We start from the raw sequence: 22,886 nt of genomic DNA, 5'->3' as shown, positions 1-22,886 counted from the left end.
ACATCGTCAGACAAAACCCCGGCTGGTCCGGGGTTTTTTACATCCAGATATTGATCAGCAAGGAGTTTCCGCCATGAAGTTGTTCGCCCGTGATTCCCATCTCGATTTATCTTTTCCTCATGTGATGGGCATTCTCAACGTCACGCCGGACTCCTTTTCAGATGGTGGAAAGCATAATGCGCTGGTCGATGCGCTGACGCATACCAATGAGATGGTCAATGCAGGCGCGACCATCATCGATGTGGGCGGAGAATCAACCCGTCCTGGCGCGGATGAAGTGAGTGTGGAGGAGGAGCTGGAGCGGGTGATTCCGGTCATCGATGCCATTGCCCAGCGTTTCGAAGTCTGGATTTCAGTGGACACCTCTAAAGCTGACGTCATCCGGGAAGCTGCGCGAGTGGGTGCTCACATCATTAACGACGTGCGTTCCCTTTCTGAACCCGGAGCGCTGGAAGCCGCAGCCGCGACCGGACTGCCTGTCTGTTTAATGCATATGCAGGGCGAACCGCGCACCATGCAGCAGGCACCGGTTTATGAAAATATTTTAAGCGAAGTGGACACTTACTTCGCTCAGCAGATAGCGCGCTGCGAAGCGGCGGGCATTAAAAAAGAGCGTCTGATACTCGACCCGGGCTTCGGTTTCGGTAAAAATCTCAGCCACAATTATGAACTGCTGGCTCATCTTGGCGATTTTCACCACTTCGGCCTGCCGCTGTTAGTGGGGATGTCGCGTAAATCGATGATTGGCCAGCTGTTAAACGTCGGCCCGTCACAGCGTTTAACCGGCAGCCTGAGTTGCGGGGTGATTGCTGCAATGCAGGGCGCGCAGATTATTCGCGCCCATGATGTAAAAGAGACGGCTGAAGCGATGCGCGTGGTCGAAGCGACCCGAAGAGCAAAAGGAGTATCATGAGTAATCGTAAATATTTCGGTACAGACGGCATTCGCGGCAAAGTCGGTGAAGCACCCATCACTCCTGATTTCGTCCTGAAGCTAGGCTGGGCCGCAGGTAAAGTGCTGGCGCGCCACGGTTCAAAGAAAATCATCATCGGCAAAGATACCCGTATCTCTGGCTATATGCTGGAGTCGGCGCTGGAAGCCGGCCTCGCCGCGGCGGGCCTGACGGCCGCCTTTACCGGCCCGATGCCGACACCAGCCATCGCCTATCTGACCCGTACCTTCCGCGCAGAGGCGGGCATTGTGATTTCAGCGTCACATAACCCGTTTGACGACAACGGAATTAAATTCTTCTCGTCCGAGGGCACCAAACTGCCTGACGATGTTGAAGAGGCAATTGAGCTGGAGATGGAAAAGCCGATTACCTGCGTTGAATCAGCGCAGTTAGGCCGCGCCAGCCGCATCGTTGACGCAGCAGGGCGTTACATTGAGTTCTGTAAAGGGACGTTCCCCAGCGAACTGAATCTGAATGGCCTGAAAATTGTGGTCGACTGCGCCAATGGTGCCACCTACCACATTGCGCCGAATGTATTGCGTGAACTGGGCGCGACGGTGATTGCTATCGGTGTCCAGCCAGACGGCATGAACATCAACAAAGAGTGCGGTGCCACCGACCTCAAACTGCTGCAGCAGCGCGTGCTGGCGGAGAAGGCCGATATCGGCCTGGCCTACGACGGTGACGGCGATCGCATCATGATGATTGACCATCTGGGTGACAAAGTTGATGGCGACCAGATCCTCTACATCATTGCGCGTGAAGCACTGCGTCAGGGACAGCTGCGCGGCGGCGTGGTGGGTACCCTGATGAGTAACATGGGGCTGGAATTAGCGCTGAAACAGCTTGGCATTCCATTTACCCGTGCCAAAGTCGGTGACCGTTATGTACTGGAGAAGATGCAGGAGAAGGGCTGGCGTCTGGGTGCAGAGAACTCCGGTCATGTGATTCTGCTGGATAAAACCACGACCGGTGACGGTATCGTTGCAAGTTTGCAAGTGCTCACTGCGATGGTGCGCAATCACATGAGCCTGCACGATCTCTGTAGTGGCATGAAGATGCTGCCGCAGGTCCTGGTTAACGTACGCTTTGCGGGCGAACATGATCCGCTTCAGAGTGACTCGGTAAAAGCTGTCACGGCCGACGTGGAAAAAGCGCTGGCGGGTCGCGGACGCGTTCTGCTGCGTAAATCAGGTACTGAGCCATTAATTCGTGTCATGGTCGAAGGCGAAAATGAGGCGCAGGTCACCGAACTGGCGAATCGCATCGCCGACCAGGTCAAGGCCGTTTAAAACCGTAACAGGCGGTCTGCAGAGTGCTGAACTGCCTGTAAAATCACCGGGATGGCGTTTTTTTCTGCAAACAGTGTGGGTAGTAAAAATTGCACTTGCAGAGATATGCGCCTTTGGTTAGTATTCAGACCCGCTTCTGATGGGTGATGACGAGACTCCCCATCAATACTGGTTGAAGCTTTAACTGTACGATTACCGTGCAAGGAACAGGATGATATGTACCAAGCTCTTTTAGTAGTTTTCCTTATTGTAGCTATCGCCCTCGTGGGTATGATCATGCTGCAGCAAGGCAAAGGCGCTGATATGGGAGCCTCATTCGGTGCAGGCGCATCCGGTACGGTGTTTGGTTCTTCGGGCTCAGGTAATTTCATGACTCGTACAACCGGCATCTTAGCAGCGCTGTTTTTCATCATCAGCCTGGTTCTGGGTAATCTGAACAGCAATAAAGCGTCTAAAGGAAGCGAGTGGGAAAATCTTTCTGCGCCGGCGCAGTCTTCTCAACAGACTGAAAAGCCAGCTCAACCGGTAACTCCGGGCAGCGATATTCCTAAGTAAGGTCGTCAGCACAACGAATCGTTGTGGTCAGTGCAGTGCCGTGGTGGTGGAATTGGTAGACACGCTACCTTGAGGTGGTAGTGCCCGATTGGGCTTACGGGTTCAAGTCCCGTCCTCGGTACCAAATAGTAGTATCCCTTGCATTTTATGCAGGTCTGGCGTATTATTCGCCACGTTTTCGGACGCGGGGTGGAGCAGCCTGGTAGCTCGTCGGGCTCATAACCCGAAGGTCGTCGGTTCAAATCCGGCCCCCGCAACCAATTTTCCCTTTGAGTTCTTTTTCAAATATACTGTATGCATCGACGGACGCATTCACGGTTATTTTTTGAAAGAAAATTCTTTGGATGGAGTCCGGGCCGCATTGCGGCATACAGGGTCCAGTGATTAAAAGCCCCGAATATTCGGGGTTTTTTGTTATTAGCGAATCGTAATACTGGGCTATAGGCCCTTTTTTTATGTCTTGGGGGTGGGCTTGTCCACATTAGAGCAAAAATTGACAGAGTTGGTATCGGCTCCCGTAGAAGCGCTGGGTTACGAACTGGTTGGAATTGAATTCGTTCGTAGTCGCACATCTATCCTGCGCATCTATATTGATAGTGAAGATGGCATCAATGTCGATGATTGCGCCGATGTCAGCCACCAGGTAAGTGCGGTAATGGATGTTGAAGATCCCATTACGGTCCCTTACAACCTAGAAGTCTCTTCACCGGGACTCGATCGTCCTCTGTTCACTGCAGAACACTACACCCGCTTTATGGGTGAAGAAGTGAGTCTGGTGTTGCGTATGGCCGTTCAGAACCGCCGTAAATGGCAGGGAACCATTAAGTCAGTTGATGGCGAGATGATCACGGTGCACGTTGAGGGTAGCGATGAAGTGTTCGCGCTGAGTAATATTCAGAAAGCGAACCTGGTCCCCCACTTTTAAAAGTCCGGATTGAGGCTAACCAGGATGAACAAAGAGATCTTAGCTGTTGTAGAAGCCGTTTCTAACGAAAAAGCCCTGCCGCGTGAGAAAATCTTCGAAGCGCTGGAGAGCGCGCTGGCGACTGCGACCAAGAAAAAGTATGAGCAGGAAATTGAGGTACGCGTCAGCATTGATCGCCGCAGTGGCGATTTCGATACTTTCCGCCGCTGGGAAATCGTAGAAGAGGTGACACAGCCGACGCGCGAGATCACGCTGGATGCGGCCCGCTTCGAAGATGAAGCATTCAATCTGGGCGAATATGTCGAAGATCAGATTGAATCGGTCACCTTTGACCGTATCACCACCCAGACTGCTAAGCAGGTTATCGTGCAAAAAGTGCGCGAAGCTGAGCGCGCAATGGTGGTTGATCAGTTCCGTGAGCAGGAAGGCGAAATTATCACGGGCGTGGTGAAGAAAGTTAACCGCGACAACATCTCCCTCGACTTAGGCAGCAATGCCGAAGCGGTGATTCTGCGCGAAGATATGCTGCCGCGTGAAAACTTCCGTCCTGGCGACCGTATTCGTGGCGTACTCTACTCTGTACGTCCGGAAGCGCGTGGCGCGCAGCTGTTCGTGACGCGTTCTAAACCAGAAATGCTGATTGAACTGTTCCGCATCGAGGTGCCAGAAATTGGCGAAGAACTGATTGAAATTAAAGCCGCTGCTCGTGATCCGGGTTCGCGCGCTAAAATTGCAGTCAAAACCAACGACAAACGTATTGATCCGGTGGGTGCCTGTGTGGGCATGCGCGGCGCGCGTGTTCAGGCAGTTTCCAGTGAACTGGGTGGCGAGCGTATCGATATCGTGCTGTGGGACGATAACCCGGCGCAGTTTGTTATTAACGCCATGGCTCCGGCCGATGTGGCGTCAATCGTGGTTGATGAAGATAACCACACCATGGATATCGCCGTAGAAGCTGGCAATCTGGCTCAGGCGATCGGCCGTAACGGCCAAAACGTGCGTCTCGCTTCACAGCTGAGTGGCTGGGAGCTGAACGTGATGACCGTCGATGATCTGCAGGCTAAGCATCAGGCTGAAGCACATGCAGCGATCGATATGTTCACTAAACATCTCGACATCGACGAAGAGTTCGCCACCGTACTGGTGGAAGAGGGCTTCTCCTCGCTGGAAGAGCTGGCATACGTGCCAATCAACGAGCTGCTGGAAGTCGACGGCCTCGACGAAGAGACCATTGAAGCCCTGCGTGAACGAGCAAAAAATGCGTTAACCACCCTGGCACTGGCGAAAGAAGAGAGTCTTGGAAATCAGGAGCCCGCTGAGGATCTTCTGAATCTTGAAGGCCTCGATCGTGCGCTGGCGTTCCGCCTGGCGTCGAAAGGCGTTTGCACGCTGGAAGATCTCGCTGAGCAAGGTGTTGACGATCTGACGGATATTGAAGGCATGTCTGATGAACAAGCCGGCGCGCTGATTATGGCCGCACGTAATATCTGCTGGTTCGGCGATGACGCGTAATAACAGGAAGGAACAGCATGACAGATGTAACCGTAAAATCGCTGGCCGCAGAAATTCAGACTCCGGTCGATCGCCTGGTACAGCAATTTGCTGATGCGGGGATCCCTAAGTCTGAAAATGACGCAGTGACCCAGCAAGAGAAAGAAACCTTACTATCTCATCTGAACCGTGAACACGGTCAGGTCGGTTCAGCTAAGCTGACGCTGCAGCGTAAAACGCGCAGCACCTTGAATATTCCAGGCACCGGGGGTAAAAGTAAGTCGGTGCAAATTGAAGTCCGCAAAAAGCGTACCTATGTGAAGGGTGATGCAGAGGCTGAGCAAGCTCAGGCAGAAGCTGAAGCCGAGGCGCAGCGTGAAGCGGAAGAGCAGGCGCAACGCGAGGCTGAAGAAAAAGCCCGTCGCGAAGCTGAACAGAAAGCGCAACGTGAAGCCGAAGATAAAGCCAGGCGCGAAGCCGCTGACAAGGCCAAACGTGCAGCAGCGGAAAATGACAAAGTGACAAATCAACCTACCGACGAAGTGACCAGGGCTGCGCAATCAGACAAAGCCCGTCGCGAAGCTGAAGCTGCCGAACTGAAGCGTAAAGCTGAAGAAGAAGCCCGCCGTAAGCTTGAAGAGGCTGCCCGCCTCGTAGCAGAAGAAGCCCGCCGTCTGGCTGAAGAGAAATCAGCTGAATGGGAAAAACCGGAAGAAGAGGATAAAGGCGACTATCACGTCACCACTTCGACCCATGCCCGTCAGGCGGAAGACGAAAACGACCGCCAGGTTGAAGCAGGTCGTGCGCGTGCGCGTACTACTGCTAAAGCTGCGCGTCCGGCGAAAAAAGGCAACAAACACTCTGAAGCCAAAACTGACCGTGAAGAAGCGCGTGCGCAGGTTCGTGGCGGTAAAGGCGGCAAGCATCGCAAACCTAGCGCACTGCAGCAGGGCTTCAACAAGCCAGCGCAGGCCGTTAACCGCGATGTTGTGATTGGCGAAACCATCACCGTAGCCGAACTGGCTAACAAAATGGCGGTGAAAGGTTCTCTGGTCATTAAAGCGATGATGAGAATGGGCGCCATGGCGACCATCAACCAGGTCATCGACCAGGAAACTGCACAGCTCGTTGCCGAAGAGATGGGCCACAAAGTGACCCTGCGTCGTGAGAACGAGCTGGAAGAAGCGGTAATGGACGATCGTGATACTGATGCTGCGCAGGAGTCTCGTGCTCCGGTTGTCACCATCATGGGCCACGTCGACCACGGTAAAACGTCCCTGCTGGACTATATCCGTTCCACTAAAATCGCCTCTGGCGAAGCGGGCGGTATTACTCAGCACATCGGTGCTTACCACGTTGAAACCGACAACGGTATGGTCACCTTCCTGGATACCCCGGGTCACGCCGCGTTTACCGCGATGCGTGCACGTGGTGCGCAGGCGACCGATATCGTTATCCTGGTGGTTGCAGCAGACGATGGCGTGATGCCACAGACTGTCGAAGCTATTCAGCACGCCAAAGCCGCTAAAGTGCCGGTTGTGGTTGCAGTGAACAAGTGCGATAAGCCAGAAGCGGATCCGGATCGTGTTAAAAACGAACTGACTCAGTACGGTATCATTCCGGAAGAGTGGGGCGGTGAAAACATGTTCGTTAATGTCTCTGCGAAAGCGGGTACCGGCATTGATGACCTGTTAAACGCTATCCTGCTGCAGGCGGAAGTGCTGGAACTGACCGCTATCCGTGAAGGTATGGCGAGCGGCGTGGTGATCGAATCGTTCCTCGACAAAGGTCGTGGTCCGGTTGCCACCGTGCTGGTACGTGAAGGTACGCTGAACAAAGGCGACATCGTTCTTTGTGGTTTCGAATATGGCCGCGTTCGTGCAATGCGTGACGAACTGGGTCGCGAAGTCATGGAAGCGGGTCCCTCTATCCCGGTTGAGATTCTGGGCCTGTCCGGCGTGCCGGCTGCGGGTGATGAAGCGACCGTGGTACGTGACGAGAAGAAAGCACGTGAAGTTGCGCTCTATCGTCAGGGCAAATTCCGCGAAGTTAAACTGGCTCGCCAGCAGAAATCTAAGCTCGAGAACATGTTTGCTAACATGACCGAAGGCGAAGTGTCTGAACTGAACATCGTTCTGAAAGCTGACGTTCAGGGGTCTGTGGAAGCAATCTCCGACTCCCTGCAGAAACTCTCCACCGACGAAGTGAAGGTGAAGATTGTTGGTTCAGGCGTGGGCGGGATTACCGAAACCGATGCGACCCTGGCTGCGGCCTCTAACGCCATCCTCCTTGGCTTCAACGTTCGTGCCGATGCCTCTGCGCGTCGCGTCATTGACGCAGAAAGCCTGGATCTGCGCTACTACTCTGTCATCTATAACCTGATTGACGAAGTTAAAGCGGCGATGAGCGGCATGCTGGCACCAGAGTACAAACAGCAGATCATCGGTCTGGCTGCGGTGCGCGATGTGTTCAAATCACCGAAGTTTGGCGCGATTGCCGGTTGTATGGTGACGGAAGGTAACATCAAGCGTCACAATCCAATCCGTGTCCTGCGCGACAACGTGGTGATTTACGAAGGCGAGCTGGAATCTCTGCGTCGCTTTAAAGATGACGTCAACGAAGTGCGTAACGGCATGGAGTGCGGTATCGGCGTGAAGAACTACAACGACGTTCGCGTTGGCGATATGATCGAAGTGTTTGAAATCATCGAAATTAAACGCACCATCGAGTAATAGACTGCTGATGTGTTGCAATTTGGGAGGCCTCTGGCCTCCCGAATTATTTGGGAGAAATAATGATGGCGAAAGAATTTGGTCGCCCGCAGCGCGTTTCACAAGAGCTGCAAAAAGAGATTGCGATGATCCTGCAGCGTGAGATCAAAGATCCACGTCTTGGCATGATGGTCACCGTATCAGGCGTTGAAGTCTCACGCGATCTCGCTTACGCAAAAGTGTTCGTGACTTTCCTCAACGACAAAGATGAAGAAGCGATTAAACATGGCCTGAAAGCGCTGAAAGAAGCGTCAGGTTATATCCGCATTCTGCTGGGCAAAGCGATGCGTCTGCGTATCGTGCCTGAGCTGACTTTCTTCTACGACAACTCGTTAGTCGAAGGGATGCGCATGTCCAATCTCGTCACCAGCGTCGTGAAGAACGATACTGAGCGCCGTGGTCCGGATGCCACTGGCGATGACGAGGAGGCGTAATGAGTCGTCCGCGTCGTCGCGGTCGCGACGTCCATGGCGTGTTGTTGCTGGATAAGCCACAAGGCGTCTCGTCGAATGATGTCCTGCAGAAAGTGAAGCGTATCTTTAACGCGAATCGCGCAGGACATACCGGCGCGCTGGATCCTCTGGCTACCGGCATGTTGCCGATCTGCCTGGGTGAAGCGACTAAGTTTTCGCAGTATCTGCTCGATTCCGACAAACGCTACCGCGTGATTGCCCGACTGGGCGAGCGGACCGACACGTCAGACGCCGATGGCAACATCGTGCAGACGCGTCCGGTCAGCTTCAGCCAGGCCGATCTGGACAGTGCTCTGGAGAGCTTCCGCGGCGAAACGCTGCAGGTGCCTTCGATGTTTTCGGCACTGAAGCATCAGGGACGCCCGCTGTATGAATATGCGCGTCAGGGCATTGAGATTGCGCGTGAACCGCGTCCGATCACTGTCTATGAGCTGCAATTTATTCGCTGGCAGGATAATGAGCTGGAGCTGGAAATTCACTGCTCCAAAGGCACCTATATCCGTACCATCATCGATGACCTGGGCGAAAAGCTGGGATGCGGTGCGCACGTGATTATGCTGCGTCGCGTACAGGTTGCCCGTTATCCGTATGAAAGGATGGTGACGCTGGAACAGCTCAATACCCTGCTGACGGAAGCCACAGAAGCCGGCATCCCACTGGAAACGCAGCTCGATCCGCTGTTGTTGCCGATGGACAGCCCCGCCTCTGATTTCCCTGAAGTGAATATCCCGCCTGCCGTGGCAGATTTCTTCCGCCAGGGACAGCCGGTACAGGCCAGCAATGCGCCTGCGCAGGGGCTGGTAAGGGTATCGGAAGGCGAAGCGCGTAAGTTTATCGGTATGGCAGAAATTGCCGACGATGGCCGGCTTGCGCCACGTCGTTTAGTGGTTGAGTATCAGGATTGAGCCAGGCGTTCACTTTTCGCTGATGGGGCATTTGCGTTGCTATCGGGCGCAGAGTAGAATAGCGCGGCTTTAAAGCGGGATGCTGAATTAGAGATCGGCACCCATACATTCATTTATTACTGGAGTTTATTATGTCTCTAAGCGTAGAAGCTAAAGCAGAGATCGTTGCTAAATATGGCCGTGGTGCTAACGACAGCGGTTCAACTGAAGTTCAGGTTGCCCTGTTGACCGCGCAGATTACTCATCTGCAGGGTCACTTCTCTGAGCACAAAAAAGACCACCACAGCCGCCGCGGTCTGCTGCGCATGGTATCTCAGCGTCGTAAGCTGCTGGACTACCTGAAGCGTAAAGACGTTGCACGCTACAGCAGCCTGATCGAAAGTCTCGGTCTGCGTCGCTAAGTCTGAAGAATCTGATCGTCGGGGCATTATGCGGGCTTTTGCACTCTGTGCAGCTTACGATCAGATTTGTGCGAGTTTCGTGAAGAGGGGGCCTTTATGGCCCCTTTTTTCGAGCAATCGGCAGCAATCCGGACCAAACTGATGTATTGTTGCTTAGTGTGATCTTTAGTTTGCAGAATTTCGCGCGGCTAATGAGAGGCTTTACCGCAGGGGCGGTCGAGGGTTGTCATTAGTCGCGAGGATGCAACTGAAGATTGGTAATCAATGGCGGGCTACAGATAGCCATGCCCCGAAGTTAAGGACTTTGATTTTGCTGAATCCGATCGTACGCAAATTCCAATATGGTCAACATACCGTCACGCTGGAAACCGGCATGATGGCTCGCCAGGCGACAGCCGCTGTTATGGTGAGCATGGACGATACTGCAGTATTCGTCACTGTAGTAGGTCAGAAAAAATCTAAACCAGGTCAGGATTTCTTCCCACTTACCGTGAACTATCAGGAGCGTACTTACGCTGCTGGTCGTATCCCAGGCAGCTTCTTCCGTCGTGAAGGCCGTCCAAGCGAAGGCGAAACCCTTATTTCGCGTCTGATTGACCGCCCGATTCGTCCGCTGTTCCCGGAAGGTTTTGTTAACGAAGTTCAGGTTATCGCCACTGTTGTCTCTGTGAACCCACAGGTTCATCCGGACATCGTTGCCATGATCGGTGCTTCTGCTGCACTGGCGCTTTCTGGTCTGCCGTTCAATGGCCCAATTGGATCTGCGCGTGTTGGTTACATCAACGATCAATATGTCCTGAACCCAACCGCAGATGAGCTGAAACAGTCTCGTCTGGATCTGGTGGTTGCCGGTACGCAGAATGCCGTTCTGATGGTTGAATCTGAAGCTGAGATCCTGTCAGAAGAGCAGATGCTGGGCGCCGTGGTCTTTGGCCATGACCAGCAGCAGATCGTTATCGAAAACATCAATGCCCTGGTTGCTGAAGCGGGCAAACCACGCTGGGACTGGCAGCCAGAAGCGGACAATACCGCACTGATTTCTCGTGTTGCTGCCCTGGCAGAAGCGCGCATCAGCGATGCTTACCGCATCACTGACAAGCAGGAGCGTTACACGCAGGTTGGCGTCATTAAAGACGAAACCATCGCTGCGCTGCTGGCTGAAGATGAAACGCTGGATGGTTCAGAAATCGGCGACATCGTGCATAGCCTTGAAAAAACCGTTGTTCGTACTCGCATCCTGAATGGCGAGCCACGCATCGATGGTCGTGAAAAAGATATGATCCGTGGTCTGGATGTGCGTACTGGCGTATTGCCACGTACACACGGTTCATCACTGTTCACTCGTGGTGAGACGCAGGCACTGGTTACTGCAACGCTGGGTACGACCCGTGATGCGCAGAACCTTGATGAGCTGATGGGCGAACGTACCGACAGCTTCCTGTTCCATTACAACTTCCCTCCATACTCTGTCGGCGAAACCGGCATGGTAGGTTCGCCGAAGCGTCGTGAGATTGGTCACGGTCGTCTGGCGAAGCGCGGCGTGTTAGCGGTAATGCCTAAAGCGGAAGATTTCCCTTACACCATTCGTGTTGTTTCTGAAATCACCGAATCTAACGGCTCTTCTTCAATGGCCTCTGTCTGTGGTGCCTCACTGGCGCTGATGGATGCAGGTGTGCCAATCAAAGCCGCCGTTGCCGGTATCGCAATGGGTCTGGTGAAAGAAGATGAGAAGTTTGTTGTTCTGTCTGACATCCTGGGCGATGAAGATCACCTGGGCGACATGGACTTCAAAGTAGCCGGTAGCCGTGAAGGTATCACCGCGCTGCAGATGGACATCAAAATCGAAGGCATCACGCGTGAAATCATGCAGGAAGCGCTGAACCAGGCCCGGGGTGCGCGTCTGCACATTCTGGGCGTTATGGAACAGGCTATCAGCACACCGCGTACTGAGATTTCTGAATTCGCACCACGCATTTACACCATCAAAATCAGCTCTGACAAGATCAAAGATGTGATCGGTAAAGGCGGCTCAGTGATTCGTGCACTGACCGAAGAGACCGGCACAACGATTGAAATTGAAGATGATGGCACCGTGAAAATCGCTGCGACCGATGGTCTGAAAGCGAAAGAAGCGATTCGTCGTATCGAAGAGATTACCGCAGAGATCGAAGTGGGCCGCGTTTACAGTGGTAAAGTGACCCGTATCGTTGACTTCGGCGCCTTCGTTGCAATCGGCGGTGGTAAAGAAGGTCTGGTTCACATTTCACAAATCGCTGATAAGCGCGTTGAGAAAGTGACTGACTATCTGCAGATGGGTCAGGAAGTACCGGTTAAGGTGATGGAAGTTGATCGCCAGGGCCGTGTACGTCTGAGCATCAAAGAAGCGACAGAATCTAAGCCGCAGGCTGAAGAAGCTGTCGCGGTGACCACGCCTGACGCTGCTGAATAAGTCGTTGCTGATTTGCCCCTCTCTGCCTGGCAGAGAGGGGCGTTTGTATCATCGCGAGGGCGGGAATCCTTGTGCACAGCAGGCGGATGACAGGATGGTTATCCCAATGTTTGTATTCGGGAGTGGGAAATGAAGCCTTTTCTGCGCTGGTGTTTTGTTGCGACAGCTTTGACGCTGGCAGGATGCAGCAACTCCAATTGGCGTAAGAACGAAGTTCTTGCAGTGCCTTTACAGCCCACACTGCAGCAGGAAGTGATACTGGCGCGCATGGAACAAATTCTTGCCAGTCGCGCTCTCACCGATGATGAACGCGCACAGCTATTATATGAGCGCGGAGTGTTGTATGATAGTTTAGGTCTGCGGGCATTAGCGCGGAACGATTTTTCGCAAGCGCTGTCTATAAGACCAGATATGCCCGAAGTGTTTAACTACTTAGGCATATATTTAACGCAGGCGGGCAACTTTGATGCCGCCTATGAAGCGTTTGATTCTGTACTTGAGCTTGATCCAACTTACAACTATGCGCATTTAAACCGTGGTATCGCCCTCTATTACGGCGGTCGATACAAGTTAGCGCAAGATGATCTGCTGGCGTTTTATCAAGACGATCCTAACGATCCTTTCCGCAGTTTGTGGCTCTATCTCGTTGAACGTGAGATGGATGTCGACAAGGCAAAAGTCGCGCTTCAACAGCGTCACGACAAAGCGGTCAGAGATCAATGGGGATGGAATATTGTCGAGTTCTACCTTGGAGATATCAACGAGAAAACGTTGATGGAAAGTCTCAAGGCGGACGCAACGGATAACACCTCGCTCGCTGAACATCTCAGTGAAACCAACTTCTATTTAGGTAAGTACTACCTAAGTCTGGGGGAGAAGGACGACGCGAAAGCGTTGTTCAAACTGGCGGTGGCCAACAACGTCAATAACTTTGTTGAACACCGATACGCATTGTTGGAACTGGCGCAACTCGGCCAGGCACAAGACGATTTATCAGAATCTGACCAGCAATAGCTGACGAACTTAATTTGCCTGTAAAACCTGTTAAGTCATCATCTTAAAGGATGAAGGCTTTTCTGTTCGTCAAAACTTTTAATTTGAGCCGGTTCACACTTTTTGATGAAAATGACTGAAAGTTTTCACGACGAGTTATGTAGACTGGCCGCCGCAATCTAAGAGGCACGTGTACTACATGACTGATATTCAAACCACTTTTGCTGACCTTGGCCTGAACGCCGACATCCTTGAATCACTGAATGGTATGGGCTACGTAAAGCCATCCCCAATCCAGGCTGAGTGTATTCCTCACCTGCTGGCGGGCCGTGACGTGTTAGGCATGGCGCAGACCGGGAGTGGTAAAACCGCGGCGTTCTCTCTGCCGCTGTTACACAACATTGATCCTACTGTTAAAGCGCCACAAATCCTGGTGCTGGCACCTACCCGCGAACTGGCGGTACAGGTTGCTGAAGCAGTTACCGAATTCTCTAAACACATGCGTGGCCTGAACGTGGTTGCCCTTTACGGCGGCCAGCGTTATGACGTGCAGCTGCGCGCACTGCGTCAGGGACCACAGGTTGTTGTGGGTACGCCTGGCCGTCTGCTTGACCACCTGAAACGCGGCACGTTAGACCTTTCTAACCTGCGTGGCCTGGTGCTGGATGAAGCAGACGAAATGCTGCGCATGGGCTTCATCGAAGACGTTGAAACCATCATGGCGCAAATTCCAGCCGATCATCAGACCGCGCTGTTCTCTGCAACCATGCCTGAAGCGATTCGTCGTATCACCAAACGCTTCATGAAAGATCCACAGGAAGTGCGTATTCAGTCAAGTCTGACCACGCGTCCTGATATCAGCCAGAGCTACTGGACCGCTTACGGTCGTAAAACAGACGCACTGGTTCGCTTCCTGGAAGCAGAAGACTTTGATGCTGCCATCATCTTCGTGCGTACCAAAAACGCAACCATGGAAGTGGCAGAAGCGCTGGAGCGTAGTGGCTATAACAGCGCCGCGCTGAACGGTGACATGAACCAGGCTCTGCGTGAGCAGACGCTTGAGCGCCTGAAAGATGGTCGTCTCGACATTCTGATTGCAACCGACGTTGCGGCTCGTGGCCTGGACGTTGAGCGCATCAGCCTGGTTGTTAACTACGACATCCCGATGGACTCAGAATCTTACGTTCACCGTATCGGCCGTACCGGTCGTGCTGGCCGTGCTGGCCGTGCGCTGCTGTTCGTTGAGAACCGCGAACGCCGTCTGCTGCGTAACATCGAACGTACCATGAAGCTGACCATTCCTGAGGTAGAACTGCCTAACGCAGAACTGCTGGGTGAGCGTCGTCTGGCTAAGTTTGCTGCTAAAGTTCAGCAGCAGCTGGAAAGCAGCGATCTGGATCAGTACCGCGCTCTGCTGGCTAAAATGCAGCCAGAAGAAGAAATGGATCTGGAAACGCTGGCAGCAGCACTGCTGAAGATGGCACAGGGCGAACGTCCTCTGATTCTGCCACCAGAAGCACCGCGTCCGGCACGTCGCGAATACCGCGATCGTGACGAGCGTGATGGCCGTCGTGACAGCCGTGAAGCACGTGGCGATTCTCGTGCTCCGCGTGAAAACCGCGAAAGCCGTGATGGCGATCGTCCACGTCGCGAACGTCGTGACGTTGGCGAAATGCAGCTGTACCGCATCGAAGTAGGCCGCGATGATGGTGTTGAAGTTCGTCACATCGTTGGCGCTATCGCTAACGAAGGCGACATCAGCAGCCGTTACATCGGTAACATCAAGCTGTTCGGTACCCACTCGACTATCGAGCTGCCGAAAGGCATGCCAGGCGATGTGCTGCAGCACTTTACCCGTACCCGTATTCTGAACAAGCCGATGAATATGCAGTTACTGGGTGATGCACAGCCGAACGAAGGCCGTGGTGACCGTCGTCCAGCTGGTGCTGGCGGTGAGCGTCGCAGCGGTCCAGGTGCAGGCGGTCCGGGCGCAGCTAATCGTGAAGGTGGTCGTCGCTTCTCTTCTGAACGCCGTGAAGGTGGTCGTGAAGGCGGCGGACGTACTTTCAACCGTGAAGGTAGCCGTGGTCCACGTCGTGAAGAGGGCGCAGCCGCCGCTCCACGTCGTCGTGATGCATAACGACTTAGCGTCGTAACAAAAAGGGAAGCCAATGGCTTCCCTTTTTTTATGCCTGTCAGGCACCGCCGCTGATCATCACGCGTTCGCCACTGACCCAGGCGGACTCTTCAGAGGCCAGAAACAGCGCAACCTGCGCCACATCTTCCGGCAGACCAAAGCGACCCAGCGGCGTGGCAGCCAGCAGTTGCGCCTTGAGCTGCGGGCTCATCCTCTTCGCGGCCAGTAATCCCTCCGTCAGAATCATGCCTGGTGCCAGGGCGTTAACCCGGATGTTCTTTGCGCCCAGTTCGCGCGCCAGTCCCTGGGTCAGGGTATCCACTGCGCCTTTGGTTGCTGCCCAGAGCACGGAACCCGGCGTGCTGTTTTTACTGTTCAGGGCGCTGAGATTAATAATGCTGCCGCCGTGCGCCGGGAAGTGACGAATCGCCTGCTGACAGACCATCAGCGTACCCAGCAGGTTAACGTTAATCTGTTGCTGCATCTCCTCCAGCGTCAGCGCCGCAAACTCGCCGTGATGAAAGCTGCCCGCATTGTTTACCACAATGTCGGGTGCGCCGAAGCACTCTGCGGTGGTGGCGAAGAGCCGTTCCACATCGCGCAGGAGAGAGATATCTGCCTGTACCGCCACGGCTTCACTGCCCAGGGTGACGATATCGCTGACCACGTCAGCCGCTCCCACTTCATCCTGACGATAGTTGACCACGACGCGGGCGCCAGCCGCGGCAAAAGCGATGGCAATCGCCGCACCAATGCCTTTTGAGGCGCCTGTTACCAGCGCGATTTTATTCTGCAGTGCCTTCATTATGTTGTTCTCCGCCGTAATGATTGCGTCGAAAGACTATGCGCGCTGGCGCCGAAAAGCGGGTAGTGCAATCCTGCAAGCTTCTTGCACGATCCTGCAAAAGTAACGCAACGGGACAGGTATTTCGCTCAGCGTCAGGTAATATCAGCACAGATAGCGGGAGGGGAGAACACAGTGACAGAGAGTGAGAAGTGGCAGGGGCTGGCGCAGTTAATTGCCCGTCATGCTCCGGAGGATGGGCGGCATTCAAGTGCCATAGATTGCCTGTTTTTTGGCCGGGTTTCAGCACCGACTGAGCCGATGCACTTTGCTCAATGGGCCAGTTTTGCCCTGGTGGCACAGGGCGGTAAGGCGCTGCATATCGGTGATGAGGTGCTGCACTATGGTCCGGGCGATCTGCTGCTGGTGACGCTGGATATGCCGGTACGCGCCTGCGTCACCGTCGCCACGCCGGAAAAGCCCAATCTGGGGATTGGTATCGCCATCAATGAATCCCGGCTGATGCGCTACCTCGAACAGTTTCCCCCGACGCTGCCGCTGGCGACACCAGATAGTGAACGTGGCGTCACCGTGCATAAGGTCTCACCTTTGCTGGTGGATGCGGTTATCCGGCTGGTACGCCTGCTTGACCACCCTGAGGACATTGAGGCGCTGGCCCCGCTCATTGAGCAGGAGATTTTCTACCGGCTGCTGACCGGGCCGGAAGGTTCGCGCATCCTGAATATGGCGCTTGCTGAGCGGCCGGGCAACCGGGTCGCGCAGGCTGCCCGCTGGCTGCGGGAAAACTTTCATCAGCCGCTGAAGATCGATCGGCTCGCCAGCAGTGTCGGCATGAGTATCTCTTCGCTGCATCATCACTTCAAAGCCGTCACGGCCATGACGCCGATGCAATACCAGAAACAACTGCGGCTGAATGAGGCGCGGCGTTTGATGATGGTGGAAAAGCTGGATGCCGGTACGGCAGGCTATCGGGTGGGGTATCAGAGCGCGTCACAGTTCAGCCGTGAGTATCGCCGCCTGTATGGGCAATCTCCGGCCAGGGATAGTCGTCAGCTGGCGGTGAGCCCGGACAGATTGCGCCCACCGCAGAACTGATTACAGGCTGTTAGCCGCTTCCATCGCAATGGCGAAGGAGCGCAGGCGCGCTTCGGAATCAAAAATCTGGCCATTGACCATAATCTCATCCGCCTGGGTTTCACGCATCAGCGAGGCCAGCCCATGACGCACTTTGTCCGTATCGCCGACCAGCGACATGCTGAGTGCCTGCTGTACGCCATACTGTTCTGATGGCGACCAGAGGTTATCCATGTTTTCAACCGGTGCAGGTAACGGGCCCGGTTTGCCGCGGCGCAGGTTAATAAACTGCTGCTGCTGCGAGGTAAACAGGAAGCGCGCATCACGCTCACTGTCTGCGGCGATCACGTTAATGCAGACCATGGCATAAGGCTTGTCGAGACGCGCCGATGGCTGGAAGTTCTCGCGGTAGACGTGCAGCGCCTGGAAGAGCTGGTCGGGGGCAAAATGGGAAGCAAACGCAAACGGCAGGCCCATTTTCGCTGAAAGCTGTGCGCTGTAGAGACTGGAGCCGAGCAGCCAGACCGGGATCTGCAGGCCCAGACCGGGTACCGGCTGCACTGGCGGCTGCGCATCCGCTTCGGCATCGAACCAGCTAATCAGTTCAGCCACATCCTCGGGGAACGTATCGATGTGCATGTTGGCCTGATGACGGCGCAGTGCCATCATGGTGCGCTGGTCAGAACCTGGTGCGCGACCTAAGCCGAGATCGATACGGCCAGGATAGAGAGAGGCCAGCGTGCCAAACTGCTCGGCGATCACCAGCGGCGCATGGTTAGGCAACATAATGCCGCCGGAGCCCAGCTTCAGAGTCTCGGTATTCGCCGCCAGATAGCCAATCAGCACTGAGGTGGCTGCGCTGGCAATCCCGGTCATGTTGTGATGTTCAGCCAGCCAGTAGCGTTGATAGCCCAGTTTTTCAGCCTGACGCGCCAGCGCCAGCGAATTATGGAACGCATCCCGAGCGGTCGCGCCCTGTGGAATCGGCGCGAGATCCAGCACGGACAGGCGAAGAGGTTTTTTATCAGACATGACTACTCCCGTTGTATGGCGCAGGCGCTAAGTTAAGGCCTGCACCATTTAGTATTACGCATCATTCCTTATATTAAAACTGCTAACCTCAGCAGGAATATAGCCGGTATGTGCTTTTATTCAGGATGCCAGCGTCATGCCCGCCAGTTTGCGCCAGTAACCGTTACAATCACTGCCTTTCGCGACCATTAGCGGAGCGTGGCCGTCTTCATTAGCGCGGAAACGGTCGATCTCTGCCAGCGTCGTCACATCCTGCGGCGAGAGCCGTATGCAATCGACCTGGCCGCGCATACCGGCCAGATCGTTACCCAGGTTATAACAGTAGCCGCTCATGGTCTGAATGCCATTGAGGACGAACACCTGCTGCCCCTCCTGGGAGTTGACGCGCCGGCCTGTCGGATAGTTGATACAGCAGGTTTCGCAATCATCTTTCGCGCGGTTTTCCGAGCGGGCGGTGAAGCAGCGCGCTGACAGCGCCAGCGGCAGATGACCGTAGCCCAGCACCTCCACCTCAAACTGCTGCCGGATACCCCGCGTCTCGCACTGCTCCAGCAGCTGTAGCAGCCAGTCACGTGACATCTCCACCGGCATACACCAGCGCGTCATGCCCTCTTTGACCAGCAGTTGCAGCGTGTCGGCGTTATAAACATTGAGCGTCGGACCCGCGACAAAGGGCAGATGACGCTCAGCGGCCATGTTTACCGTGCCGATATCATTGGCTTCAATCAGGAACTCACCGTTCTCAACGTAACGCTGTAGCTCTTTCAGCTCAGAGGGCGATTGCAGCAGCGCCAGCGTGCTCAGCACCACCTGTTTGCCGCTGGCCGCGAGTTCACGGGCCAGCGCCATCCAGCGGGCATAGGGCGTGGCGCGACGTTTACTGCACACCGCTTCGCCAAGGTAGATAATATCCGCGCTACTGCGGGCAGCCTGCTGGTAAAAATCTTCCAGCGTATCGGTCGGCCAGTACCAGAGCACCGGCCCAAGGGCATATTGCATCATGACTCCTTATTGCCATTCACGGTGATAAGCACCCAGCGTGGTTTGCGAACCTTCTGAGAGATCGCCCAGCGTCTGCATCCATTGTGGTGCGACTTCAAACTGTTCCGGCTGCGCCTTGCAGCGATCAATTGCCTGACGCCAGACGCGCGCCACGTCAGCGACATAGGCAGGGCTGCGCTGACGGCCTTCGATTTTCACCGAGGCGATGCCTGCCCGCAGCAGTTCCGGCAGCAGCTCCAGCGTGTTCAGACTGGTGGGCTCCTCGAGCACGTGATAACGCTTGTCGTTAACCACATACCGTCCTTTGCAAAGTGTCGGATAACCCGCGCTTTCGTCCGGGGCGTAGCGATCAATTAACACTTCATTAAGACGTGACTCCATGCCCTGCGGCGTCTGCTGCCAGCGCACAAACTTCGCCGGAGAGCAGGCACCTGCGCTGTTAGGCGATTCACCGGTCAGCCAGGAAGAGAGATAGCAGCGGCCTTCCGCCATGATGCACAGGCTGCCAAAGGCGAACACCTCCAGCGGCACCGGCGTGCTGCGCGCCAGCTGTTTAACCTGATGAATCGACAGCACGCGAGGCAGCACCACGCGCTGCAGATCGAAGTGGCGATGGTAAAAGCGAATCGCCTCCAGATTGGTCGCCGAAGCCTGTACAGAAAGATGACGTTCAACCTGGGGATAGCGCGTCGCGGCATACTCCAGCGTGGCGATATCCGCCAGGATCAGCGCGTCGGCTCCGTTTTGCGCCGCCACATCAATCGCCCGCTGCCAGCGCCCCATGCCATCCGGATGGGCAAAGGTGTTGATCGCGACATGCAGTTTGCGACGATGCTGATGAAGATAGCGCGCGGCTTCGGCCAGTTTTTTATCGGTGAAATTCAGGCCCGCAAAATGACGGGCATTAGTGTCATCTTTCAGCCCCACATACACCGCATCAGCGCCATTCTCTACAGCGGTGCGCACTGCGGGTAAGTTTCCTGCCGGGCAGAGCAGTTCCATAGATATTCCTCTCAACATGCAGATGGGCGTCGAGTCTAGGCATCTGGTCCGGGCAGCGTGTTGATTTGAGGCAGTGAAATTCAAATTCATCCGCCCTGCGGCGCTTTTTTTACCTGAATGGCAGCGGTTTTTATTGATCTCAGAGGAGGCGCGAAGAAAAGGATATGGCAATATACGTAAAATTTTCTGAAGGGAGTGACGAAAGTGTTAGAGCGGATACATGCCCATTGTGTGAAAAACGGTCCTAAAATCTTAGGGTTACCCGCTGCGTTCACCCCATTCCCGGTCAAAAAGTTGCTTCTGCAACAACTCTTAAACTGGCAATTTCGCCATGCTTTGGCTGAAGGTGAGTTAGACTTTCTGGATGGTCGCCTGCTGGGTATTGAAATTGCCGATCTCAATCTGCAATGGATAACCACGCTGCAGGACGGCCGACTGGCGGTATTGCAACAGTCCGAAGCGGATGTCTGGTTTCGGGGCAATGCCAATGATCTGTTGCTGGTGGCAGCACGTAAAGCAGATCCCGACATGCTGTTCTTTCAACGCCGGCTGGTGATTGAAGGTGACACTGAACTGGGACTTGAGGTGAAGAACGTAATGGATGCTATTGAACCCGAGGCTATGCCCACCGCGTTACGCACGGCAATTGAGCAGATGGCGGCATTTGTCGACGCCGGCATGAAACAGGACGCGAAGGCCGCACAGGCGCGCGCAGGTGCTGCATGTTGATTCGTAGTGAAATTGGCGTGGATGCCGCAGGCATCGACGCGCTGCTCAGACGCTGCTTCAGTACCTCAGCAGAGGCGGAACTGACTCAGGCGCTGCGTGAAGATGGCTTGCTGACCCTGGGCGTGGTCGCGACGGATGATGAGGGACAGGTGCTGGGTTATGCCGCATTCAGTCCGGTCAGCGTTCAGGGTGAAGATCGCGGCTGGGTTGGCCTGGCGCCGCTGGCCGTCGATGAGACGCTGCGCGGTCAGGGAATTGCCAGCAAGCTGATTTACGAGGGGCTGGATACGCTCAATGAATTTGGCTACAGCGCGGTGGTGGTGCTGGGCGATCCCGCGCTGTTCAACCGTTTTGGTTTTGAACCGGCGGCACGCCACGGCCTGCGCAGCCGCTGGCCGGGCACAGAGGGAACGTTCCAGGTCTACCGTCTGGCGGATAATGCGTATGACGGGGCGGAAGGGCAGATCGACTACGCCGAACCCTTTAATCGCCAGCCGTAATACCCAGCCAGCTCTCCAGACAGCCGGGCTGGCCCGCCACCAACAGTAATTTCTGCTGGCGGGTCAGTTGCTTGACCTGATACTCCAGCCTGGAGGCGCTGGCGCGATCGCCCGCGTCACAGTGAAACACCAGGTCCAGCGGACCTTTGCCGCGCAGCGCGCGGGCGCCGCGTCCGCTCTGGTGCTGAGCGACCCGGCGCACCACATCCGTGGTGATACCGGTATACAGGCTCCCTTTCGCCGTACGGACGATGTAGAGTTGCCACTGCTGACTCATCGCAATCATTTCCCAAAAAAAGGTGCCGGGCAGTGTAGCGCGCTTCACTCTCCGGTGCACCGCCAGGAGTTTATCTTGTCCGATCACGCCCATCTGGTTCGCTATCTGAGAAAGCAGCATGTGCTTTCACTCTGCTGTACCGCCGACGATCAACTGTGGTGCGCTAACTGCTACTACGTCTTTGATGAGACGCGCATGGCCTTCTGGATCATGACGGAGCCCGATACCCGTCACGGTGAGTTAATGGTGCAGAATCCGCAGGTTGCGGGCACCGTTAATGGCCAGCCCAGAAGCGTGCTGCTGATTAAAGGGGTGCAATATCGTGGCCGGGTCAAACGGCTGGAGGAGACAACAGAGCAGATCGCCAGAGCCGCTTATCAGAAACGTTTTCCGGTCTCACGCAAAGTGTCGGCACCGCTGTGGGAGATTGTGCTGGATGAAGTGAAGATGACGGATAATGCGCTGGGATTCGGCAAGAAAATTGCCTGGCAGCGGGAGAAATAGAAACGCCCTTTTCAGCAGAAAAGGGCGTCGCGGCTTACAGCGCTTCGAGGATCCGCAGGGATTCACGATTAAAGGCCGGTAAATCGGCCGGGGTGCGGCTGGTGACCAGCTTATCGTCGTCTACCACCACTTCCTTGTCATGGAAGTCGGCACCGGCATTGATCAGGTCAATGGCAACGGCTTTAACGGTAGTCATCTTGCGACCGCGCACGCCGTTAGCGCTAATCAGCAGCTGTGGCCCGTGGCAGATGGCAAAGATTGGCTTGCCGCTGGCGACAAACTCTTTGGTAAACGCGACAAAACGATCGTCGCCGCGCAGGGCATCGGGTGAGTGGCCGCCAGGCAGGAGCAGGGCGTCAAATTCCGCCGGGCTGACATCATCAATGCTGCGATCGATGGTCACTTCCGCTTCGCCTTTCTTGCCTTTAACGACATTACCGGCTTGTTTCTCAATGGTAACCACCTCAAAACCAGCGCGTTTGTAAACTTCCGCAGGTGAGGTAAATTCTGAGTCTTCAAATTCATCGGTAATTAAAACCGCCACTTTCTTGCTCATTTTTTTCCTCCTTCAGCGTGTGGAGCGCGAGACGCGCTTTCCGGATAACGCTATAAGCCTG

At 55.0% G+C, this 22,886-nt stretch carries 23 protein-coding genes and 2 tRNA genes; 19 read left to right on the top strand and 6 right to left on the bottom strand.

Annotated features, from left to right (window positions below; genetic code table 11):
- The first annotated feature begins 73 nt into the window (after positions 1-73).
- The 15 genes from folP to ACR8BN_RS16955 all read left to right on the top strand — a co-directional run bounded on the left by folP (position 74) and on the right by ACR8BN_RS16955 (position 15,347).
- Complete coding sequence (gene folP, locus ACR8BN_RS17025) at positions 74-913, top strand: dihydropteroate synthase (RefSeq protein WP_434747157.1); 840 nt, start codon at positions 74-76, stop codon at positions 911-913.
- Entirely contained in the window at positions 910-2,244 is a 1,335-nt protein-coding gene (gene glmM / locus ACR8BN_RS17020; RefSeq protein ID WP_031592038.1) for a phosphoglucosamine mutase, read from the top strand. The genes folP and glmM overlap by 4 nt, the downstream gene beginning before the upstream one ends.
- 216 nt (positions 2,245-2,460) lie before the next feature.
- Positions 2,461-2,799, top strand: coding sequence for a preprotein translocase subunit SecG (secG, locus tag ACR8BN_RS17015; protein ID WP_010251798.1), 339 nt, complete (start codon positions 2,461-2,463; stop codon positions 2,797-2,799).
- 37 nt (positions 2,800-2,836) lie between these two features.
- Positions 2,837-2,923 (top strand) — tRNA-Leu (locus ACR8BN_RS17010).
- 59 nt (positions 2,924-2,982) lie between these two features.
- A tRNA-Met gene (locus tag ACR8BN_RS17005) sits at positions 2,983-3,059 on the top strand.
- A 212-nt stretch (positions 3,060-3,271) separates the two neighbouring features.
- Positions 3,272-3,724 (top strand): ribosome maturation factor RimP, encoded by a 453-nt coding sequence (gene rimP / locus ACR8BN_RS17000; RefSeq protein WP_010251795.1) that lies wholly within the window; start codon positions 3,272-3,274, stop codon positions 3,722-3,724.
- A gap of 24 nt (positions 3,725-3,748) precedes the next feature.
- Positions 3,749-5,236 (top strand): transcription termination factor NusA, encoded by a 1,488-nt coding sequence (gene nusA, locus ACR8BN_RS16995; protein WP_010251792.1) that lies wholly within the window; start codon positions 3,749-3,751, stop codon positions 5,234-5,236.
- 17 nt (positions 5,237-5,253) lie between these two features.
- Positions 5,254-7,947: a translation initiation factor IF-2 gene (gene infB, locus ACR8BN_RS16990; RefSeq protein ID WP_031592039.1), complete on the top strand. Its 2,694-nt coding sequence runs from the start codon at positions 5,254-5,256 to the stop codon at positions 7,945-7,947.
- Positions 7,948-8,012: 65 nt separating this feature from the next.
- Positions 8,013-8,420 carry a 30S ribosome-binding factor RbfA gene (gene rbfA / locus ACR8BN_RS16985; protein ID WP_010251785.1) on the top strand — a complete coding sequence of 136 codons (408 nt, stop codon included), beginning with the start codon at positions 8,013-8,015 and terminating at the stop codon, positions 8,418-8,420.
- Complete coding sequence (gene truB, locus ACR8BN_RS16980; protein ID WP_010251781.1) at positions 8,420-9,364, top strand: tRNA pseudouridine(55) synthase TruB; 945 nt, start codon at positions 8,420-8,422, stop codon at positions 9,362-9,364. Before rbfA ends, truB begins: the two co-directional genes overlap by 1 nt.
- Before the next feature lie 131 nt (positions 9,365-9,495).
- The gene (gene rpsO, locus ACR8BN_RS16975; RefSeq protein WP_003851063.1) at positions 9,496-9,765 is read left to right on the top strand and encodes a 30S ribosomal protein S15; all 270 of its coding nucleotides are present in this window, start codon (positions 9,496-9,498) and stop codon (positions 9,763-9,765) included.
- A 310-nt stretch (positions 9,766-10,075) separates the two neighbouring features.
- The gene (pnp, locus tag ACR8BN_RS16970) at positions 10,076-12,214 is read left to right on the top strand and encodes a polyribonucleotide nucleotidyltransferase (protein ID WP_434747156.1); all 2,139 of its coding nucleotides are present in this window, start codon (positions 10,076-10,078) and stop codon (positions 12,212-12,214) included.
- Between the two features lie 129 nt (positions 12,215-12,343).
- The gene (nlpI, locus tag ACR8BN_RS16965; protein WP_010251765.1) at positions 12,344-13,228 is read left to right on the top strand and encodes a lipoprotein NlpI; all 885 of its coding nucleotides are present in this window, start codon (positions 12,344-12,346) and stop codon (positions 13,226-13,228) included.
- 105 nt (positions 13,229-13,333) lie between these two features.
- Complete coding sequence (gene yrbN, locus ACR8BN_RS16960; protein WP_098053093.1) at positions 13,334-13,390, top strand: protein YrbN; 57 nt, start codon at positions 13,334-13,336, stop codon at positions 13,388-13,390.
- A 16-nt stretch (positions 13,391-13,406) separates the two neighbouring features.
- On the top strand, positions 13,407-15,347 hold the full coding sequence (locus ACR8BN_RS16955) for a DEAD/DEAH family ATP-dependent RNA helicase (RefSeq protein ID WP_031592043.1): 1,941 nt from the start codon (positions 13,407-13,409) through the stop codon (positions 15,345-15,347).
- Positions 15,348-15,402: 55 nt separating this feature from the next.
- On the opposite strand, the gene ACR8BN_RS16950 is transcribed toward ACR8BN_RS16955, so the two are convergent.
- The gene (locus tag ACR8BN_RS16950; RefSeq protein ID WP_010251759.1) at positions 15,403-16,149 is read right to left on the bottom strand and encodes an SDR family NAD(P)-dependent oxidoreductase; all 747 of its coding nucleotides are present in this window, start codon (positions 16,147-16,149) and stop codon (positions 15,403-15,405) included.
- A gap of 174 nt (positions 16,150-16,323) precedes the next feature.
- Here ACR8BN_RS16950 and ACR8BN_RS16945 point away from each other — a divergent pair, with 174 nt between their 5' ends.
- On the top strand, positions 16,324-17,244 hold the full coding sequence (locus ACR8BN_RS16945; RefSeq protein ID WP_031592044.1) for an AraC family transcriptional regulator: 921 nt from the start codon (positions 16,324-16,326) through the stop codon (positions 17,242-17,244).
- On the opposite strand, the gene ACR8BN_RS16940 is transcribed toward ACR8BN_RS16945, so the two are convergent.
- The 3 genes from ACR8BN_RS16940 to ubiU all read right to left on the bottom strand — a co-directional run bounded on the left by ACR8BN_RS16940 (position 17,245) and on the right by ubiU (position 20,259).
- Positions 17,245-18,255, bottom strand: a complete 1,011-nt coding sequence (locus tag ACR8BN_RS16940) for a luciferase-like monooxygenase (RefSeq protein ID WP_010251755.1) — start codon at positions 18,253-18,255, stop codon at positions 17,245-17,247.
- Positions 18,256-18,375: 120 nt separating this feature from the next.
- Positions 18,376-19,254 (bottom strand): U32 family peptidase, encoded by an 879-nt coding sequence (locus ACR8BN_RS16935; RefSeq protein WP_031592045.1) that lies wholly within the window; start codon positions 19,252-19,254, stop codon positions 18,376-18,378.
- Between the two features lie 9 nt (positions 19,255-19,263).
- Positions 19,264-20,259 (bottom strand): ubiquinone anaerobic biosynthesis protein UbiU, encoded by a 996-nt coding sequence (gene ubiU, locus ACR8BN_RS16930; RefSeq protein ID WP_069025744.1) that lies wholly within the window; start codon positions 20,257-20,259, stop codon positions 19,264-19,266.
- Between the two features lie 204 nt (positions 20,260-20,463).
- Between ubiU and ubiT the strand changes: the two genes are divergently transcribed.
- Positions 20,464-20,988 carry a ubiquinone anaerobic biosynthesis accessory factor UbiT gene (gene ubiT, locus ACR8BN_RS16925; RefSeq protein ID WP_010251750.1) on the top strand — a complete coding sequence of 175 codons (525 nt, stop codon included), beginning with the start codon at positions 20,464-20,466 and terminating at the stop codon, positions 20,986-20,988.
- Positions 20,982-21,488 carry a GNAT family N-acetyltransferase gene (locus ACR8BN_RS16920; RefSeq protein WP_424997652.1) on the top strand — a complete coding sequence of 169 codons (507 nt, stop codon included), beginning with the start codon at positions 20,982-20,984 and terminating at the stop codon, positions 21,486-21,488. The genes ubiT and ACR8BN_RS16920 overlap by 7 nt, the downstream gene beginning before the upstream one ends.
- On the opposite strand, the gene ACR8BN_RS16915 is transcribed toward ACR8BN_RS16920, so the two are convergent.
- Entirely contained in the window at positions 21,472-21,765 is a 294-nt protein-coding gene (locus ACR8BN_RS16915) for a GIY-YIG nuclease family protein (RefSeq protein ID WP_031292823.1), read from the bottom strand. The two genes, ACR8BN_RS16920 and ACR8BN_RS16915, sit on opposite strands and share 17 nt — an antisense overlap.
- Positions 21,766-21,840: 75 nt before the next feature.
- Between ACR8BN_RS16915 and ACR8BN_RS16910 the strand changes: the two genes are divergently transcribed.
- Positions 21,841-22,269: a YhbP family protein gene (locus ACR8BN_RS16910; protein WP_167430349.1), complete on the top strand. Its 429-nt coding sequence runs from the start codon at positions 21,841-21,843 to the stop codon at positions 22,267-22,269.
- A gap of 34 nt (positions 22,270-22,303) precedes the next feature.
- Here ACR8BN_RS16910 and ACR8BN_RS16905 read toward each other — a convergent pair whose 3' ends face one another.
- Complete coding sequence (locus tag ACR8BN_RS16905; RefSeq protein WP_010251739.1) at positions 22,304-22,825, bottom strand: type 1 glutamine amidotransferase domain-containing protein; 522 nt, start codon at positions 22,823-22,825, stop codon at positions 22,304-22,306.
- Positions 22,826-22,886 lie beyond the last annotated feature (61 nt).

The sequence above is a fragment of the Pantoea sp. Lu_F5_004 genome, assembly GCF_051136245.1.
Taxonomy (GTDB): Bacteria; Pseudomonadota; Gammaproteobacteria; order Enterobacterales; family Enterobacteriaceae; genus Pantoea; species Pantoea agglomerans.
The sequence above is the reverse complement of the archived record's forward strand: the minus strand, read 5'-3'. Positions and strand labels throughout refer to the sequence as shown.